General features: G+C 72.2%; 14 protein-coding genes. 10 read left to right on the top strand and 4 right to left on the bottom strand.

The genetic code is table 11. The annotated features are described in order from the left end of the window. Nucleotides 1-2: 2 nt before the first annotated feature. Genes BMZ30_RS13610 through BMZ30_RS13950 form a run of 5 tightly spaced genes read left to right on the top strand, consistent with a single transcriptional unit; the run spans nucleotide 3 to nucleotide 4,306 of the window. Nucleotides 3-620 (top strand): DUF4129 domain-containing protein, encoded by a 618-nt coding sequence (locus tag BMZ30_RS13610; RefSeq protein WP_143073199.1) that lies wholly within the window; start codon nucleotides 3-5, stop codon nucleotides 618-620. Next, nucleotides 617-1,798: a DUF4350 domain-containing protein gene (locus BMZ30_RS11660; RefSeq protein ID WP_143073198.1), complete on the top strand. Its 1,182-nt coding sequence runs from the start codon at nucleotides 617-619 to the stop codon at nucleotides 1,796-1,798. The genes BMZ30_RS13610 and BMZ30_RS11660 overlap by 4 nt, the downstream gene beginning before the upstream one ends. After that, on the top strand, nucleotides 1,795-2,841 hold the full coding sequence (locus tag BMZ30_RS11655) for an AAA family ATPase (RefSeq protein ID WP_093378981.1): 1,047 nt from the start codon (nucleotides 1,795-1,797) through the stop codon (nucleotides 2,839-2,841). Before BMZ30_RS11660 ends, BMZ30_RS11655 begins: the two co-directional genes overlap by 4 nt. Further along, nucleotides 2,838-4,130 (top strand): DUF58 domain-containing protein, encoded by a 1,293-nt coding sequence (locus BMZ30_RS11650; protein WP_093378978.1) that lies wholly within the window; start codon nucleotides 2,838-2,840, stop codon nucleotides 4,128-4,130. Before BMZ30_RS11655 ends, BMZ30_RS11650 begins: the two co-directional genes overlap by 4 nt. A gap of 53 nt (nucleotides 4,131-4,183) precedes the next feature. Continuing rightward, nucleotides 4,184-4,306 (top strand): hypothetical protein, encoded by a 123-nt coding sequence (locus tag BMZ30_RS13950; protein WP_268248177.1) that lies wholly within the window; start codon nucleotides 4,184-4,186, stop codon nucleotides 4,304-4,306. An 18-nt stretch (nucleotides 4,307-4,324) separates the two neighbouring features. Here BMZ30_RS13950 and BMZ30_RS11645 read toward each other — a convergent pair whose 3' ends face one another. Beyond that, nucleotides 4,325-5,314, bottom strand: a complete 990-nt coding sequence (locus BMZ30_RS11645) for a stage II sporulation protein M (RefSeq protein ID WP_093378975.1) — start codon at nucleotides 5,312-5,314, stop codon at nucleotides 4,325-4,327. A 52-nt stretch (nucleotides 5,315-5,366) separates the two neighbouring features. Here BMZ30_RS11645 and BMZ30_RS11640 point away from each other — a divergent pair, with 52 nt between their 5' ends. Beyond that, entirely contained in the window at nucleotides 5,367-6,176 is an 810-nt protein-coding gene (locus BMZ30_RS11640; protein WP_093378972.1) for an RDD family protein, read from the top strand. Between the two features lie 31 nt (nucleotides 6,177-6,207). Here BMZ30_RS11640 and ahcY read toward each other — a convergent pair whose 3' ends face one another. Then, nucleotides 6,208-7,698, bottom strand: a complete 1,491-nt coding sequence (ahcY, locus tag BMZ30_RS11635) for an adenosylhomocysteinase (RefSeq protein WP_093378969.1) — start codon at nucleotides 7,696-7,698, stop codon at nucleotides 6,208-6,210. Between the two features lie 248 nt (nucleotides 7,699-7,946). Between ahcY and BMZ30_RS11630 the strand changes: the two genes are divergently transcribed. Beyond that, nucleotides 7,947-9,845, top strand: a complete 1,899-nt coding sequence (locus tag BMZ30_RS11630; RefSeq protein WP_093378966.1) for a SpoIID/LytB domain-containing protein — start codon at nucleotides 7,947-7,949, stop codon at nucleotides 9,843-9,845. Between the two features lie 41 nt (nucleotides 9,846-9,886). Here BMZ30_RS11630 and BMZ30_RS11625 read toward each other — a convergent pair whose 3' ends face one another. Both BMZ30_RS11625 and BMZ30_RS11620 read right to left on the bottom strand, forming a co-directional pair. Further along, nucleotides 9,887-10,759, bottom strand: a complete 873-nt coding sequence (locus tag BMZ30_RS11625) for an ABC transporter ATP-binding protein (RefSeq protein ID WP_093378963.1) — start codon at nucleotides 10,757-10,759, stop codon at nucleotides 9,887-9,889. Further along, on the bottom strand, nucleotides 10,752-11,681 hold the full coding sequence (locus BMZ30_RS11620) for an ABC transporter permease (protein ID WP_229828841.1): 930 nt from the start codon (nucleotides 11,679-11,681) through the stop codon (nucleotides 10,752-10,754). Before BMZ30_RS11620 ends, BMZ30_RS11625 begins: the two co-directional genes overlap by 8 nt. A 181-nt stretch (nucleotides 11,682-11,862) precedes the next feature. Between BMZ30_RS11620 and BMZ30_RS11615 the strand changes: the two genes are divergently transcribed. The 3 genes from BMZ30_RS11615 to BMZ30_RS11605 are packed head-to-tail and all read left to right on the top strand — an operon-like array spanning nucleotide 11,863 to nucleotide 16,533. Then, nucleotides 11,863-13,293 (top strand): bifunctional cytidylyltransferase/SDR family oxidoreductase, encoded by a 1,431-nt coding sequence (locus BMZ30_RS11615; protein WP_093378960.1) that lies wholly within the window; start codon nucleotides 11,863-11,865, stop codon nucleotides 13,291-13,293. Nucleotides 13,294-13,336: 43 nt separating this feature from the next. Continuing rightward, entirely contained in the window at nucleotides 13,337-14,845 is a 1,509-nt protein-coding gene (locus BMZ30_RS11610) for a polysaccharide pyruvyl transferase family protein (protein WP_093378957.1), read from the top strand. Further along, nucleotides 14,842-16,533, top strand: coding sequence for a CDP-glycerol glycerophosphotransferase family protein (locus tag BMZ30_RS11605; protein ID WP_093378954.1), 1,692 nt, complete (start codon nucleotides 14,842-14,844; stop codon nucleotides 16,531-16,533). The genes BMZ30_RS11610 and BMZ30_RS11605 overlap by 4 nt, the downstream gene beginning before the upstream one ends. Nucleotides 16,534-16,549 lie beyond the last annotated feature (16 nt).

The following is a 16,549-nucleotide window of genomic DNA, read 5'->3' as shown; positions in this document are numbered from 1 at the left end:
CGGTGCTGGGCCTCGAGATCCCGGTCGACCCCGACGCCGAGACCGCCCGGCGCTGGCTCACCGACGAGCTCGCCGACAGCGCCTACCAGGAGACCGAGGGCCTGATCCCCCGGATCCTGCGATGGATCTCCGAGCTCTTCAGCGGCAGCGGAAGCGTCGACCTCGGCATCGGCTGGCTCACGCTGATCGGGGCGCTCGTCGTCGCCGTCGTGGTGGCGATCGCCCTCGTCGTCGCCGGGCCGCTCCGGCGCGCTCGGCGGGCCCGCACGGCCGAGGCCGTGCTGGGCGAGACCACCCTGTCCGCCCAGGAGTGGCGCGAGCGTGCGGCCGCCGCCGCGCGCTCGCAGGACCACGCGACCGCCGTGCTCGACGCGTTCCGTGCGCTGGTCCGATCGCTCGAGGAGCGCGCGCTGCTCGACGAGCGCCCGGGGCGCACCGCAGCCGAGGCCGCGCACGAGGCCGAGCCGCGCTTCCCCGCGCACGCCCCGGCCCTGCACGACGCCGGACGGGTGTTCGACGAGGTCTGCTACGGCGACCGCCCCGGCAGCCTCGGCGACTACGAGCGCATGGCGGCGCTCGACGCGACGCTCGCGGACGAGCGCCCGGCGGTGCTCGCGTGAGCGCGCAGGTCGTCGGCGACGGCACCACGGCGCGCAGCCGCGCCTCGCGACGCTGGACCGGGGCGCGCCTGCCCGTGCTCATCGCGCTCGTCGTGCTGCTGACCGCCGTCGGCATCCCGCTGCTGCAGGGGCGCACGTCGTCCACGCCGCTCGCGCCCGACAACCCCGGCCCCTCCGGCACGCGCGCGCTCGCACACGTGCTCGGCGACCAGGGAGTCGACATCCGCTACGTGCGCTCGGCCACGGAGGTCGCGGACCACGCCGGACCTGGCACCACGCTCGTGGTCGCGTCCTCGGACGGGCTCACGCCCGGCGCGGTCGACACGGTGCTCGGCACCGGCGCGGACCTCGTCCTGCTCGCCCCGGACGCCGCGCTCCTCGAGCGCGCGACCGACGGCGCCGTCGAGCCCGCCGGCCTCGAGCCGACCGTGGGCGTGGCGCGCGCCGCTGTGTGCACCGACCCGGACGCCACCGCCGCCGGCTCGCTGACCTCCTCCGGCGAGGGCCTGCGCGCGCCGGACGTCTGCTTCCCGTTCACCGGCGACCAGGCCGCAGGCGCCTACGCCGTGCACGAGCGCGCCGACGGGGTCCGGGTGGTGATCGTCGACGACGCGACGTTCACCACCAACGGCGCCATCACGTCCGGCGGCAACGCCGCCCTCGCGCTGCGCGCCCTGGGCAAGCACCCGGACGCCGTCTGGTACCTGCCCGTCCCCGAGGTCACCGCCACCCCGGGCGAGCCCGCCCCACGCGGCGGCGTGCTGAGCCTGCTGCCACCCGCCTCCGGCGCGGTCGGGCTCGCCGCCCTGCTCACCGTGGTGATGGCCGCGTGGTGGCGCGGGCGCCGCCTGGGCCCGGTGGTCGCCGAGGACCTGCCGGTCGTCGTGCCCGCCGCCGAGGCCACGCGGGGACGCGGGCGCCTGTACCGCCGCGGGCGCGCCCACGGGCACGCCGGCGCCGCCCTGCGTGCCGGCGCCGCCGAACGCATGGCCGGTCGCCTCGGGGTCACCCGCGCCGCCCAGCCCGGCGCCCTCGTGGAGGCGGTCGCCCGCGCCACCGGTCGCCCGGCCCCCGACGTCTCCGGGCTGCTCTACGGCCCACCGCCCCAGGACGACCAGCAGCTGCTCACCCTGACCGCACAGCTGGACCAGCTCGAGAGTGAGGTTTACCGCCCGTGACCGACCAGCCGTACTCCCCCGTCCCGCCGCCCGCGCCCGGCCCCGTGCCGAGCGCACCGCCCGCGCCCGCCGCCCCCGCCGCCGGAGCCGGCCCCGACCCGGTGCGCGAGGCACTCGAGGCGGTCCGGACCGAGGTCGCCAAGGCCGTCGTCGGGCAGGACGCCGCCGTCACGTCGCTCCTAATAGCCCTGCTGTGCCGCGGCCACGTGCTGCTCGAGGGCGTGCCCGGCGTGGCGAAGACGCTCCTGGTGCGCACGCTCGCCGCCGCGCTCGAGCTCGAGACGACCCGCGTGCAGTTCACGCCGGACCTCATGCCCGGCGACGTGACCGGCTCGCTCGTCTACGACGCCCGCAGCGCCGAGTTCTCGTTCCGTCCCGGCCCGGTCTTCACCAACCTGATGCTCGCCGACGAGATCAACCGCACCCCGCCCAAGACCCAGGCCTCCTTGCTCGAGGCCATGGAGGAGCGCCAGGTCAGCGTCGACGGCACCCCGCGCCCGCTGCCGACGCCGTTCATGGTCATCGCGACCCAGAACCCCGTCGAGTACGAGGGCACCTATCCGCTGCCCGAGGCACAGCTCGACCGGTTCCTGCTCAAGGTCGTGCTCCCGCTGCCCGAGCGCGCGCAGGAGGTCGAGATCCTGCACCGCCACGCGACCGGCTTCAGCCCGCGCGACCTCGCGGCCGCCGGCGTCCGGCCGGTCGCCGGACAGGAGGTCCTCGACGCTGCGCGCGAGGCGGTCGCCCGCGTCCAGGTGGCCCCGGAGGTCCTGGGCTACGTGGTCGACGTGTGCCGGGCCACGCGGTTCTCCCCGTCACTGTCCCTCGGCGTCTCCCCCCGCGGCGCGACCGCCCTCCTCGCGACCGCCCGGGCGTGGGCGTGGCTGTCGGGCCGGGACTTCGTGACCCCCGACGACGTCAAGGCGCTCGCACCCGCCACCCTGCGCCACCGCGTGCAGCTGCGCGCCGAGGCCGAGCTCGAGGGCGTCACGACGGAGTCCGTCCTCGCCACGGTGCTGGCGAGCGTGCCGGTGCCGCGATGATCCTCACCGGGCGCGCTGTGGGCCTCACGGCGCTCGGCGTGGTCCCGGCGCTCTGGCGCCCGTCCGCGTGGACGGTCGTCGCCTGGCTGGGACTCGTCCTCGTGGTGTGCGTGATCGACGCGCTGCGGGCCGCCTCGCCCCGGCAGGTCGGGCTCAGCCGCGACGTGCCGCACTCGGTGCGCCTGGGCGAGGCGACGTCCTGCACCGTGACCGCGACCAACCTGGGGCGCCGCCGCCTGCGCGGGGTGCTGCGCGACGCCTGGCCGCCGTCGGCCGGTGCGGTCGAGCCTGTGCACCCGCTCCAGCTCCCGCCCGGCGAGGCCCGGCGCCTGACGACCGCGCTGCGTCCCGCCCGGCGCGGTGACCGGGTCGCTGCGGGCATCACCGTCCGGACCCTCGGCCCGCTGGGGCTCGCGGGCCGGCAGGCCACCCTGGACGTCCCCGCACGGCTGCGGGTGCTGCCCGCCTTCGCGTCCCGCCGCCACCTGCCCTCGCGCCTCGCGCGGCTGCGGGAGATCGACGGCGCGGCCGCCGTGCAAATCCGTGGCGAGGGCACGGAGTTCGACTCGCTGCGCGAGTACGTGATCGGCGACGACGTGCGCTCGATCGACTGGCGCGCCACCGCGCGCCGGGCCGACGTCGTCGTCCGCACCTGGCGCCCCGAGCGCGACCGGCGCGTGATGATCGTCCTGGACACCTCGCGCACCTCGGCGGCGCGGATCGGCGACGAGCCCCGCCTCGACGCCTCGATCGACGCCGCCCTGCTGCTCGCCGCCCTCGCGTCCCGGGCAGGCGACCGCGTCGAGATGATCGCGTTCGACCGCACCGTGCGGGCCCGCGTGGCGGGCGCGGGCGGGCCACGGCTCATGCCGGCCCTCGCCGACGCGATGGCCCCCCTCGACCCGGCGCTCGTCGAGACCGACTGGCCCGGCGTCGTCGCCGCCGTGCACGAGCGCCTCTCCCAGCGCGCGCTCGTGGTGCTGCTCACGACGTCCGACCCGGGCGTCGTCGAGACCGGCCTCCTGCCCGTGGCCGCACAGCTCACGCGCACGCACCAGGTCGTGCTGGCGTCCGTCGCGGACCCGGTGAGCGAGACGCTGCGTACCGATCGCGGGGACTCGCGGGCACTGTTCGACGCGGCCGCCGCCGAGCGCGCCGAGCTCGAGCGCACGGCCGTGGCCGCGCTGCTGCGCCAGCGGGGCATGGAGGTCGTGCACGCGGCACCCGACGCGATCGCGCCGCGCCTCGCCGACACGTACCTCGCCCTCAAGGCCGCCGGACGGCTCTGACGCGCTTGCGACCCTGGCGTGGTGGTCCTTCCGCGGCTGGCACACTGGAGACCATGCGCAGATACGTCGGAGACCCCCAGGCCCGTGAGCGACACACCCGCCGGGTGGCGATCATCGTGGCTCTGAGCCTCGTCGCGACGTTCGTGCTCCCCGCGCTCGCGATCGTCCTGACCTGACCGGCCCGCCGCGGCGCCTCAGACCGCGAGCGGCACCGCTGCCCCGGCGTCGTCCTCGGTGAGGTCGCCGGTCTCGCCGTCCGCGACCGCGCGACGCCCGAACACGGTCACCCAGGTCCAGAACGCCGCGAGCGCCACGACGCCGATCGCGATCTTGAGCCACCACGCCAGGTCCGACCCGGTGATGAACCCCTCGATCAGGCCCGACAGGCCCAGCACCGCGACGAGGCCGAGCGCGACCGACATCAGGGCACGCCCCTCCTCCGCCACCGCGCGCATGCGCGGCCGGTTGCCCGGGTCGATCACCGTCCAGAAGAGCTTGAGACCGGCGCCGCCGGCGACGAAGATCGCCGTGAGCTCGAGCAGCCCGTGCGGCAGGATCAGCGCGAAGAAGACGTCGAGTCGGTCGTGCACGGCCATCAGGCCCGCCACCGCCCCCACGTTGACGGCGTTCTGCACCAGCACGTAGACCGGCCACGCGCCGGTGATGCCGAACGCCACGCACTGCGCGGCGATCCATGCGTTGTTGGTCCACACCTGCACCCCGAAGCCCACCCCGGGCTCGTAGTACTCCTCGAACGCCCGGTTGACGTACTGCTCCTGCTCGAGCGGGGACCAGAAGGTGCCGACGAGGTCCGGGTCGAGCACCAAGTTCACGGCCACCACGGCGGCGACGAGCACGCAGGCGGCGGTGACGGCGTGCGTCCACCACCGCACCCGGTACAGCGCCGCGGGGACGACGACGAGCGCGAACCGCTTCACGTCGCGCCACGAAGGGTCGTGGCTGCCGGTGGCGCGCGCGCGGGCACGGGTCAGGAGCAGGGACAGCCGCGAGACGAGCGCGGGGTCGGGCGCCGCCGACCGCACGGTCGACAGGTGCGTGGCCACGGCCTGGTAGAGGCGGATCAGCTCGTCGGCCTCGGCGCCGCTGAGCGAGCGCCGGCGCACGAGGGCGTCGAGCCGTGCCCACTCGGCCTCGTGGGTGTCGGTGAATACGTCGAGGTCCACGAGCGCTACCCTGCCACAGGTAGACCCTGGCACGACCACGAAGGAGGCCCGCGTGCGCGACGGCATCGTCACGGGTGAAGGCGTGGTGCTCGACCTGCGTCCGGCGTCGTTCGCCTCCCGGATGCTCGGGATCGCGCTCGACCTCGTCGTGCTGTTCCTCGTCGGCCTCGCCGCCGTCTGGCTGGGCTGGGAGCTCACCCTCTTCACCGAGCGGCCGGTCGTGACGATCGTCGCGCTCGTGGCCGTCACGGTCGCGTGGCCCGCCTTCGTCGAGACGCTCACGCGGGGCAAGTCGCTGGGCAAGTGGGCGGCCGGGATCCGGGTGGTGCGCGACGACGGCGGTCCCGTCCGCTTCCGGCACGCGTTCATCCGCTCCATGGTCGGGGTCGGCGAGCTGTGGCTCACCGGTGGCGCCGTGGCACTGTTCGCCTCGCTCGCCAACGACCGCGGCAAGCGCCTGGGCGACATGCTCGCTGGCACCTACGTGATCCGCACCCGAGGTGCCTCGGTCTTCTCCGCGCCGATCGTCATGCCGCCTCCGCTCGCCGGGTGGGCCGCCCACGCCGACATGCGCCGGCTGCCCGACGGGCTCGCTCTCGCCGCGCGGCAGTTCCTGGCCCGGGCGGCGAAGCTCGAGCAGGGCTCGCGCGCCCGCCTCGGGACCGACCTCGCCGGCCGGATCGAGCAGTACGTCGCCCCGGGGCCGCCCCCGGGCACGCCGCCGGAGAGCTTCATCATGGCGGTCCTGGCGGCCCGGCGGGACCGGGAGTGGGCCCGCACGCAGCGCGAGCGCACCGACGAGCGCGCCCGCGCGGCGACCCTGCACCGCCTGCCCTACGCGATCCAGGACCCGCCGCGCTAAGGCCCACCAGCCGAGGCTCGGCAGCCGAGGCTCAGTACCGGTAGTGCTCCGGCTTGTACGGGCCGTCGACCGGAACGTCGATGTACGCCGCCTGCGTCGGGCTGAGGCGGGTGAGCCGCACCCCGAGGGCGTCGAGGTGCAGGCGCGCGACCTTCTCGTCGAGGACCTTGGGCAGTCGGTGCACGTCGGTGGCGTACGCCTGGGCGGTCCCGACCTTGGTGAAGATCTCGACCTGGCCGATCACCTGGTTGGCGAACGAGTTGCTCATGACGAACGACGGGTGGCCGGTGGCGTTGCCGAGGTTGAGCAGTCGACCCTCGGAGAGCACGATGATGGAGCGCTCCGGCTGGTCGCCGACCGCGGGGAAGGTCCACTCGTGCACCTGCGGCTTGATCTCCGTGCGCGTGATGCCGGGGATCCGTGCGAGACCGGCCATGTCGATCTCGTTGTCGAAGTGGCCGATGTTCCCGACGATCGCCTTGTCCTTCATCCCCGCCATGTGCTCGGCCGTGATGACTCCGAGGTTGCCGGTGGTGGTGATGAAGAAGTCGGCCTCGGACAGGACGTCCTCGATCCGGGCGACCTGGTAGCCGTCCATCGCGGCCTGCAGCGCGCAGATCGGGTCGACCTCGGAGACGACGACGCGGGCACCCTGGCCGCGCATGGCCTCGGCCGCCCCCTTGCCCACGTCGCCGTACCCGGCGATGAACGCGACCTTGCCGCCGATGAGGACGTCGGTGGCGCGGTTGATGCCGTCGGGCAGCGAGTGGCGGATGCCGTACTTGTTGTCGAACTTCGACTTCGTCACCGAGTCGTTGACGTTGATCGCGGGGAACAGCAGCTCGCCGGCGGCGGCCAGGTGGTAGAGGCGGTGCACGCCGGTCGTGGTCTCCTCGGTGACGCCGAGGATGCCCGGTGCCATCCGGGTCCAGCGCTGCGGGTCCGACGCGAGCGCACGCCGGAGCACGCCGCGCACCACGTTCATCTCCTCCGCATGGTCCGGGTCCCCGTGCTCGGTGTCCGCCGGGACCTCGCCCGTGGCCTCGTGCTCCACGCCCAGGTGGACGAGCATCGTGGCGTCGCCGCCGTCGTCGAGGATCATGTTGGGGCCGTCGTGACCCGGCCACAGCATGATCTGCTCGGTGCAGTCCCAGTACTCGGGGAGCGACTCGCCCTTCCAGGCGAACACCGGCACCCCGGCGGGCGCGTCGGGCGTGCCGTGCGGGCCGACCGCGACGGCAGCGGCTGCCTCGTCCTGGGTGGAGAAGATGTTGCACGACGCCCAGCGGACCTCGGCACCGAGCGCCACGAGCGTCTCGATCAGGACGGCGGTCTGCACGGTCATGTGCAGGGAACCAGCGATGCGCGCGCCAGCGAGGGGCTGGCTCGCACCGTACTCCGCGCGCAGGGCCATGAGGCCCGGCATCTCGTGCTCCGCCAGCCGGATCTGGTGCCGGCCGGCCTCGGCCAGCGCGAGCGAACGGACCTTGTAGCGGCCGGGGACCTCGTCGAACGTAGACATCTGCGCTCCTGTGACCGCCGGTTCCGGCGGCATCGACGTGCGGGTGGGGCCGGCGCGAGCGACGGCCCGTCCAGGCTAGCGCGGGTGCCTGACACGCCAACGGAGCGTCCGTCCCCTGGCCCGCAGACCGCTGACCGGCTGAGCGCTGGCACTCTCGCAGCACCATCCTCGGTGGGGCACATGTGACCTGGGGGACGTTTCGCCGAGGGGGGTTACACCCAGGGCATCGGGGAGGCAGACTAGTCCTCATGCGTCACCGTCGCCTCCTCAGCCTGTTCACCGTCCTCACGCTCGTCCTGGGAGGCCTGGTCGCCGCGCCTGCGAGCGCCGCCCCGACCGGCTCGACCGCCACCGCCGTGCTGGCCGCTCAGCCGACCGCCTCGCCCGCCGCGAGCGGCCTCGTCGCCGCGAAGCGTGGCACCGACCTCCGCCTCGGCGGCACGTCCACCGTGCTCAAGGGCTACTGGGGGACGCTCACCGGCAAGTGGTTCCAGAACGGCAAGCGGATGACCGGCGCGGTGCGGTTCGAGAAGCTCGTCCGCGGCACCTGGAAGACCATCCGCCGCGAGCGGGTCGTGAACGGCGTCGTCAAGATCCGCGTGAAGCCGTCGTCGGCCACGAAGTACCGGATCGCGCGAGGCTCGGCCACGGCAACCAAGACCGTCAAGGTCGACAACTACTACGTCAAGCTGAGCTCGACGGAGCGTTCGGTCGTCAAGGGTCGGTGGGCCACGCCCATCTCGGTCAAGTACATGAAGCTGGGAAAGCTCCCTTCGAAGGGCGCCCTGCGCCTGCAGAAGCTCCGCGGCAAGACCTGGAAGACGGCCAAGACCGTGCGCATCGTCGACGGGCGTGCCAAGGTCTCCCTCAAGCCGAGCTCGACGACGCAGTACCGGCTGGTCACGACGAACGGCAAGGTCGCCTCCAAGACGATCACCGTGCGGGTCACGGCTGACCCGAACGCCATCCCGGCCTCGTTCACCGTGACCGGCTCCGGCTACGGGCACGGAGTGGGCATGAGCCAGTTCGGCGCGTTCCAGATGGCGCGCGAGGGCAAGAGCGCGGCGCAGATCCTGCAGCACTACTACTCCGGCACGTCCGTCGTGGAGCGCGCGACTCCGTCGACCGTCGCCGTCCAGGTCTTCGGACCCGAGCCCTACAAGTTCGGCGGCTACGCGGACACGGCGAGCGCGACGCGGTTCTCGGCCTCAGACGCGTGGACGCTCCGCGACGCCGACGGCAAGGCCCTGCGCACCGGGACGGCCAAGGACACGGTCCAGCTGAAGCAGACGGGGTCGAAGGTCCAGGCCACGGTGCGGCGGGACGGCAAGGACGAGGACCCGATCGTCCGCGGCACGGGATTCCGGCTCACCTTCCAGGGCAGCACGGCGTCGCTCTCCTCCCGCATGGGCGCCTCCTACCGCTACGGCGAGCTCGTCGCGACCAACATCGGCGGCAAGCTCAACGTGGTCGAGGAGCTCAGCCTCACGCACTACCTCTACGGCCTCGCGGAGATGCCCTCCTCCTGGGGCTCCAACGGCGGTGCCGCCGCGCTCCAGGCGCAGGCGATCACGGGACGCAGCTACGCGATCGACCGGATCGGCGCCGACCGGAAGGCCGCCTGCAACTGCGACCTCGTCGACGACGTCCGCGACCAGAACTACACCGGCTGGGTCAAGGCGGGCGAGGGCACGAACGAGCAGTACGGCAAGATCTGGCGCGCCGCCGTGGACGCCACGGAGTCGTCCAGCGCTCGTGGCCAGCTGCTCGTCGGTGCCGACGGCAAGCCTGTGACCACCTACTACTACTCGTCGAGCGGCGGCCGCACGGCCAACAGCGAGGACGTCTGGGCGAGCGCCCAGACGCACCTCAAGAGCGTCGACGACGGGTACAGCCTCCGGGCCCCGGGGAACACCATGCGGACCTGGACCCGCGGCCTCTCCCAGGCACGGGCCAAGGAAATCTTCGGTCTCGACTCCGTCGTCTCGATCGCCGTGACCGCGACCTACTCGAGCGGTCAGATGAAGACGCTCACGGCGACGTCGGGGACCGGCGTCAAGGCGTCGGTCACCGCCAAGGCCGACGTGCTCCGCTCGCGGCTCGGTCTGCCGGCGGCCTGGGTCGCGTCGGTGACTGCCGTGCGCTGAGCGGCTCGCGCCCGTCCGGCCCCGCCGGACGGGCGAACCGGTCAGTCGTCGGCGCCGCCGCTGCGGGTGAAGCGCCGGTAGGCCCGCGCCACGGTCTCGACGTCGCCGTCCATGCGGATCTGCCCCTTGTCGAGCCAGATCACGCGGTTGCACATCGCCTTCACGGACGCCAACGAGTGGCTGACCAGGAAGATCGTGCCCGCCTGCTGACGGATCTCGTCGATCCGCTCGCGGCTCTTCTGGCGGAACGCGGCGTCCCCCGTCGCGAGCGCCTCGTCGATCATCAGGATGTCCGGCGTCGCCGCGGTCGAGATCGCGAACCGCAGCCGCGCGGACATGCCCGCCGAGTACGCCTTCATGGGCAGGTACACGAAGTCACCGATCCCCGCGAAGTCCACGATCTCGTCGAAGCGCTCCGTCACCTCCTTGACGGACAGGCCGAGCGCGAGGCCGCCGATCATGATGTTGCGCTCGCCCGTGAGCTGCTTCATCAGCACCGCGTTGACCCCGAGCAGCGACGGCGTCCCGGACACGTAGACGGTGCCCGCCGCGGGCGGGATCAGGCCGGCGAGCGCACGCAGCAGGGTCGACTTGCCGGACCCGTTGGTCCCGACGATGCCGATCGACTCGCCGTGGCGGGCGACGAAGGAGACGCCGCGCACAGCCTTGACCTCGGTCACGCCGGCGGTCGGGTCCATCCCGCGCGCCTTGGTGATGAGCCGCTGCACGCGGCTGGGCTGGGCTGCGCCCCGCGCGGGCCGCCCGCGCGAACCGAAGACCCGGTACGACACGTGCAGGTCGTCGACGATGACGGACGGTGCTCCGAGCGGCGTCTGAGAGGCCGGTGCGTCCGGGAGGTCCTCGGCGTCGACCTCGAAGTCGATCTCCTCCGCGCTGAACTCGGTGTCACTCACGTCCGTACCTCGCCTCTGCCCGCCAGAACACCACGAACCCGATCACGAGCGCCAGGATGGCCCACCCCGCACCGACGGCCCACATCACCGGGTCCAGCGGGATGTTCGGCTCGTCCGTCACCGCCTGCCGCGCGAGGTTGAGGACGACCGCGACCGGCTGGTAGTCGAGGATTCCCGTGAGCACGGGGTTCGAGACGTAGTGGCCGATCGGGAAGAGCACGCCCGAGGCGTACATCAGCATCCGCGTGATGAACGGGATGGTGTTCATCAGGTCCGGGACGTTCGCGACGGCCCGCGCGGTCATGAAGGCGATCCCCGTGCTGAACACGTAGGTGACTCCGACCGCCGGCACCAGGAGGAGCCATCGGGCGGTGATGGGCACGGGCTCGGAGTTCGGGAAGTAGCCGCTCGCCACGATGAAGGCGAGCATCACCGCGAGCGCCGGCAGCAGGCTCGCGAGCAGCGAGAGCACCGCCGACAGCGGCAGGACGGCGCGCGGGAAGTGCAGCGAGCGGACCAGGTTCAGGTTGCCCGTGATCGACTTCGCCCCGGCCGTCACCGAGTCGGAGAAAAATCGGTAGATGAAGGTCCCGACGACGATGAACGCGACCGTGTTCTCGAGGCCGCGGTCCGCCTTCAGGATGAACCCGAAGATGATGACGTAGACGATCGCGTTGAGCGCGGGGTTCAGGACCGCCCAGAGCTGGCCGAGGTAGTTGTTCTGGTTCTCGGCGTACGCCTTGGAGATCGCCAGCGAGTGCACGAACTGCCGCCGTCGCCACGTCTCCACGATGTAGGTGCGCAGCGTGGGCCGCACGCCCATCTGGTGCAGCCCGAGCTCGCGCGCCGCGCGCGCCGACTCGGCGAGCACCTCGGCGTCGGTCGCAAACGCGTCACCCGTCCGCGCTGGGGTCAGTGACACGTGGTGAGACTCCTGTCGCGGTGGGCTCCTGGCCGCCGCCAGCGGGAGGAAGAAGGCGGACCGCCAGCGTACAAGCCTGCGGTGCGGGGCCGTGCCTGGGTCGCAATCACCTAGGTAGGATAGTCCGATGGCATCGTGCGTTCACGCCGCGCGTCGTGGAACCCGAGGAGGATGGTCGTAGGTGCGAACCGTTGGAGTAGTGCTCGCGGGGGGTGTGGGCGCTCGGCTCGGCCTCAGCGTCCCCAAGCAGATGGTGAAGATCGCCGGAAAGACGATCCTCGAGCACACCGTCGCGACCATGAACGACGCCACGGACATCGACGAGCTGATCGTCATGATCACGCCGGGCTGGTCGGAGCAGACCGCGACCCTGCTCGGCAACCGGTACGACAAGCTCACCCGCATCCTCGAGGGCGGGGCGACCCGGAACGAGACCACGCGCAAGGTGCTGGACGCGCTCGGCGCCGACGACTGCAAGATCGTCCTGCACGACGCCGTCCGCCCACTCGTGGACCACCGGATCATCGCGGACTGCGTGCGCGCGCTGGACAGCTACGGTGCCGTCGACGTGGTGATCCCCTCGGCCGACACGATCGTGGCGGTCGGCCCGGACGAGATCATCACCTCGATCCCCGACCGCTCGCTGCTCCGCCGCGGGCAGACGCCGCAGGCGTTCCGGCTGAGCGTGCTGCGCGCCGCGTACGACAAGGCGCTGGACGACCCGTACTTCGCCGCGACGGACGACTGCGGCGTGGTGCTCAAGTACCTGCCCGAGGTCCCCATCAAGACCGTCGCCGGGTCCGAGCAGAACATGAAGGTCACCCACCCCGTCGACCTCTTCATCGCCGACAAGCTGTTCCAGCTGGCCTCGCGCACCGCGCCGACGCACGCCAACCAGGCCGAACGGCTGGCTGCTCTCGCGGGTCAGACGATCATCGTCCTCGGCGGCTCGTACGGGATCGGCGCCGAGATCGCGCAGATCGCCCGAGCCGCCGGCGCGAACGTCGTCGCGCACGGTCGCTCCACGACCGGGCTGCACGTCCAGGACCCGGACCAGATCGCCGCCGCCCTGCAGGACGCGGCGGACACCTACGGGCACATCGACGCCGTCGTGCTGACCGCGGGCGTCCTGCGGATGGGGCGCCTGGCAGACACCTCAGCCGAGGAGATCGCCGAGACCGTCGCCGTGAACTACCTCGCCCCCGTGCACGTCGCGAAGGCTGCCTACCCTCACCTCAAGGAGTCGGGCGGCCACCTGCTGTTCTTCACGTCGTCGTCGTACACCCGAGGGCGGGAGAACTACGCGCTGTACTCCTCGACCAAGTCCGCCGTGGTGAACCTGACCCAGGCGTTGTCGGAGGAGTGGGCCGCTCAGGGGATCAAGGTCAACGTGGTCAACCCCGAGCGCACCGCGACGCCCATGCGCACGCAGGCGTTCGGCGAGGAACCGCCCGGTACGCTGCTCTCTGCCGAAGCCGTCGCGATGACGTCCATCGACGTGATCACGTCGGACGTCACCGGGCTGGTCGTGGACGTACGTCGCGAGTCCGACAGCGCGCCGAGCGCCGCCGGCGACGGCAACCCCGACAGCCCTGCGACGCAGCCCCGCTGACCTCCTGTCCCGTGCACGCCCTGCGAGAAACCCGGAGCCCGCTATGCCCCGTCTTCTGATCCGCTCGGGCAAGAGCCCGTTGACCGTCCTGTCCCACGAGCAGTCCCTCGCCGCGTCGCAGCTGGGCGTGTTCGGGTCCAACTCGGGCAACATCCTCTTCTACTCGGCGGTGGACCGGGTGCTCTCCGTGCCCGGCACGGAGCTCGTGCCCAACTCGTACGTCACCGAGCGCCCCGCCGTGAACCGCGACTACGTGGCACGGATCAACGAGGAGTTCGACGGCTTCGTGCTGCCGATGGCCAACTCCTACCGGGACACCTTCCTCGCCCACCTCGAGCGCCAGGCATGGGTGATCGAGAACCTCAAGATCCCGGTCACGGTGATCGGGATCGGCGCCCAGCTGCCCTACGGCACGGACTTCGACACCCTGCCCGACGAGTACGTCAGGGTCGTCACCCGGTTCACGCGCGCCGTGCTCGACCGCTCGGCGTCGATCGGCGTGCGCGGGGAGTACACCGCGAAGATGCTGCGCCACATGGGCTTCGGCGACGAGCACGTGCGCGTCATCGGCTGCCCGTCGATGTTCGGCAACGGCCAGCTCGGCCCGCTGGTGAAGAAGGTCGACCGCCTGGAGGCGTCCTCGCGCCTCGCGATCAACTACACCCCGAAGGTCAAGGGCGTGTCCAAGCTCGTCATGGCCAACACCGGGAAGTACGCGAACAGCGTCGTCGTCCCCCAGCAGCACTCGCGGCTCGCGCTCATGCTGTGGGGCGAGAACCCTGCGCGGGTCCCGGACAAGAACATGCCGATCCACACGGACCACCCGCTCTACCGCGAGGACCGCATGCGGTTCTTCGTCGACCAGCGCACCTGGGTCGAGTTCATGGCCGAGCAGGACTTCTGCTTCGGCACCCGCATCCACGGCAACGTCGCGGGAGTCCTGGCCGGGACCCCGTCGGTGGTCCTCGCGCACGACTCGCGCACCGCAGAGATGTCCGAGTACCACGGCATCCCGTGGCGCCTGTACTCCGACCTGCCGCCCGACGTCGACGCCGCGACGCTCTACGAGGAGGCGGACTTCGACGAGTTCGGCAAGCGCCAGCCGGAGACGTTCGCGCGCTTCGTCAGCTTCCTCGAGGAGAACGACCTGCCCCACGTCTTCCAGCCCGGCAACGAGAACCCCGAGTACGACCGCGCGCTGGCGAAGGCCAAGTTCCCCGGCCCCGTGCACACGCTCATGGCTGACGGCGAGGTCGGGCGCGAGCAGGTCATGTCACGTCTGCGCTGGCTCCGCCAGGGTCACGCGGGCGACAGCATGCGGCCGGAGTACGCGTTCGAGCGGCCGTTCCTAGACGAGAAGCCCTCGCCGACGGGTGCCGGCCTGGTCAAGCAGATCGCGGTCCTCGAGAAGGAGGTCACCCGGCTGCGCAAGGAGATGCACAAGCTGCAGACCGCGCCCGCCGCTGCCCGCACCACGCTGACCAAGGTGCCGCGCCGCCTCCAGCCGGTCGCGCGGCGCGTCGTGCGCGCGGTCCAGGAGCGCCTGCGATGAGCGGTGCGCGACTCGCACGAGCCGCCACGTTGTTCCGCGGCGTCAGCGGGCACAGCTACGTGCTCAACGTGCTGGCCCTGTCCGGCACGCTGGGCCTCGCGTTCGGCCACCCGGGCGTCGCGATGGCCGCCTGGCCGGTCGGTCTGCTCCTGCTCGTCGCGTTCACGTATCCCGGTGTCACGCGCTTCTGGGCTGCCGCAGAGCCGGCCGGCATGTTCGTGCTGGCGCGCGCCGTCGTCCTCGCGGGTGTCGCGCTGGTCGCGCCGGAAGACACCACGGCGCGGCTCGCGCTGATCCTGCTGGCCGTCGCCCTCCTGGCCGAGTCTCCCCTGCGGGCGCTGTCGGCGTCGGACTTCCCGGTCGTGTCCCGGCTGCCCGGACTCGCGCACCGCCGGCCGACCTGGGTCAGCCCGGGCACGAGTTTCGTCGCGAACACGCTCGTGCTCGCGCTCGCCGCTGCGGCGGCGCTCGCCGAGCGGCGCGCCGACTCCGTCCTCCTGGCAGCCGGCGCGCTCACCCTGGCCGTCACGGTCGTCGCGGGCATCGCCCTCGTGCTGCGGGTGCGCGACCGTCAGCGGGTGGAGGCAGGGCTGCACCGCGCCCTGAGCGAGCACGGTCCCCGCTTCGTGCTGCACTGGGACGCTCCCGCGGGCACGGCCTACCAGGTCGCGATGTGGCTGCCGTACCTCGAGCGCCTGGGCGAGCGGTTCGTCGTCCTGGTGCGCTCGAGCGCCAACTTCGACGAGGTCGTGCGGCTGACGGACGCACCGGTGGTGCTTCGCAAGGGCCTGACCGACCTCGACAGCGTCGTGACGCCGTCCATGAAGGTCGCCTTCTACGTCAACACCGCGACGAAGAACTGCCACTACGTCCGGTACACCCAGATGACGCACATCCAGCTCAACCACGGCGACAGCGACAAGGCCCCCAGCTTCAACCCCGTGTTCCGGATGTACGACAAGAACTTCGTCGCCGGGCAGGCGGCGATCGACCGGTTCGCGACGCACGGCGTGTCGATGCCGCAGGAGATGTTCGCGATCGTCGGGCGCCCCCAGGTCGAGCACGTCGCCGTCGCGACCGCACCGATCAGCACGGTCGGCGCGCCCACCGTGCTGTACGCGCCGACGTGGGCCGGCTTCTACGCAGACTCCAACTACTGCTCGCTCGGCACCGGTGTCGCGATGGTGCAGACGTTGCTGGACCGGGGCGCACGCGTGGTGTTCCGTCCGCACCCGTACGCGCGCAAGCACGCCCGCTACGCGGCGGCGTGCGACGAGATCATCGCGCTGCTCGCACGCGACCGTGAGACGACGGGCCGCGACCACCTCTTCGGGACCCGAGCGGAGCGCGAGATGAGCGTGGTGGACTGCTTCAACGCCTCCGACGCGATGATCGCGGACGTCTCGAGCGTCGTGCCCGACTACCTGTTCTCCGAGAAGCCCTTCGCGATGGTCGCGGTGTCACGCCCGGCCGCGACGTTCGCCGCGGAGTTCCCGATCGCCGAGGCGGCGTACGTCGTGGACGGGCACAAGGGACGCCTGCAGGGCTTCGGTGACGTGCTCGACCAGATGCTCGGGAGCGACCCGCTGGCCACCACGCGACGCGAGCGCAAGGTCTACTACCTCGGGGACATCCCGGCCGCGACGTACGCGCAGCGCTTCCTCGACGAGGCGCGCGCCTTCCTCTGAGCGACCGGAGCACCGC

Source organism: Flavimobilis marinus (assembly GCF_900113055.1).
GTDB classification, from domain to species: domain Bacteria; phylum Actinomycetota; class Actinomycetes; order Actinomycetales; family Cellulomonadaceae; genus Flavimobilis; species Flavimobilis marinus.
Note: the sequence above shows the minus strand (reverse complement) of the source record. Positions and strands in the feature narration are given on the sequence as shown.

Excerpts from the sequence above, each read along its gene's own strand:
- BMZ30_RS11650 (WP_093378978.1), top strand. The coding sequence starts at position 2,838 with ATGATCCTCACCGGGCGCGCTGTGGGCCTCACGGCGCTCGGCGTGGTC.
- BMZ30_RS13950 (WP_268248177.1), top strand. The coding sequence starts at position 4,184 with ATGCGCAGATACGTCGGAGACCCCCAGGCCCGTGAGCGACACACCCGC.
- ahcY (WP_093378969.1), bottom strand. The coding sequence starts at position 7,698 with ATGTCTACGTTCGACGAGGTCCCCGGCCGCTACAAGGTCCGTTCGCTC.
- BMZ30_RS11630 (WP_093378966.1), top strand. The coding sequence starts at position 7,947 with ATGCGTCACCGTCGCCTCCTCAGCCTGTTCACCGTCCTCACGCTCGTC.
- BMZ30_RS11610 (WP_093378957.1), top strand. The coding sequence starts at position 13,337 with ATGCCCCGTCTTCTGATCCGCTCGGGCAAGAGCCCGTTGACCGTCCTG.
- BMZ30_RS11605 (WP_093378954.1), top strand. The coding sequence starts at position 14,842 with ATGAGCGGTGCGCGACTCGCACGAGCCGCCACGTTGTTCCGCGGCGTC.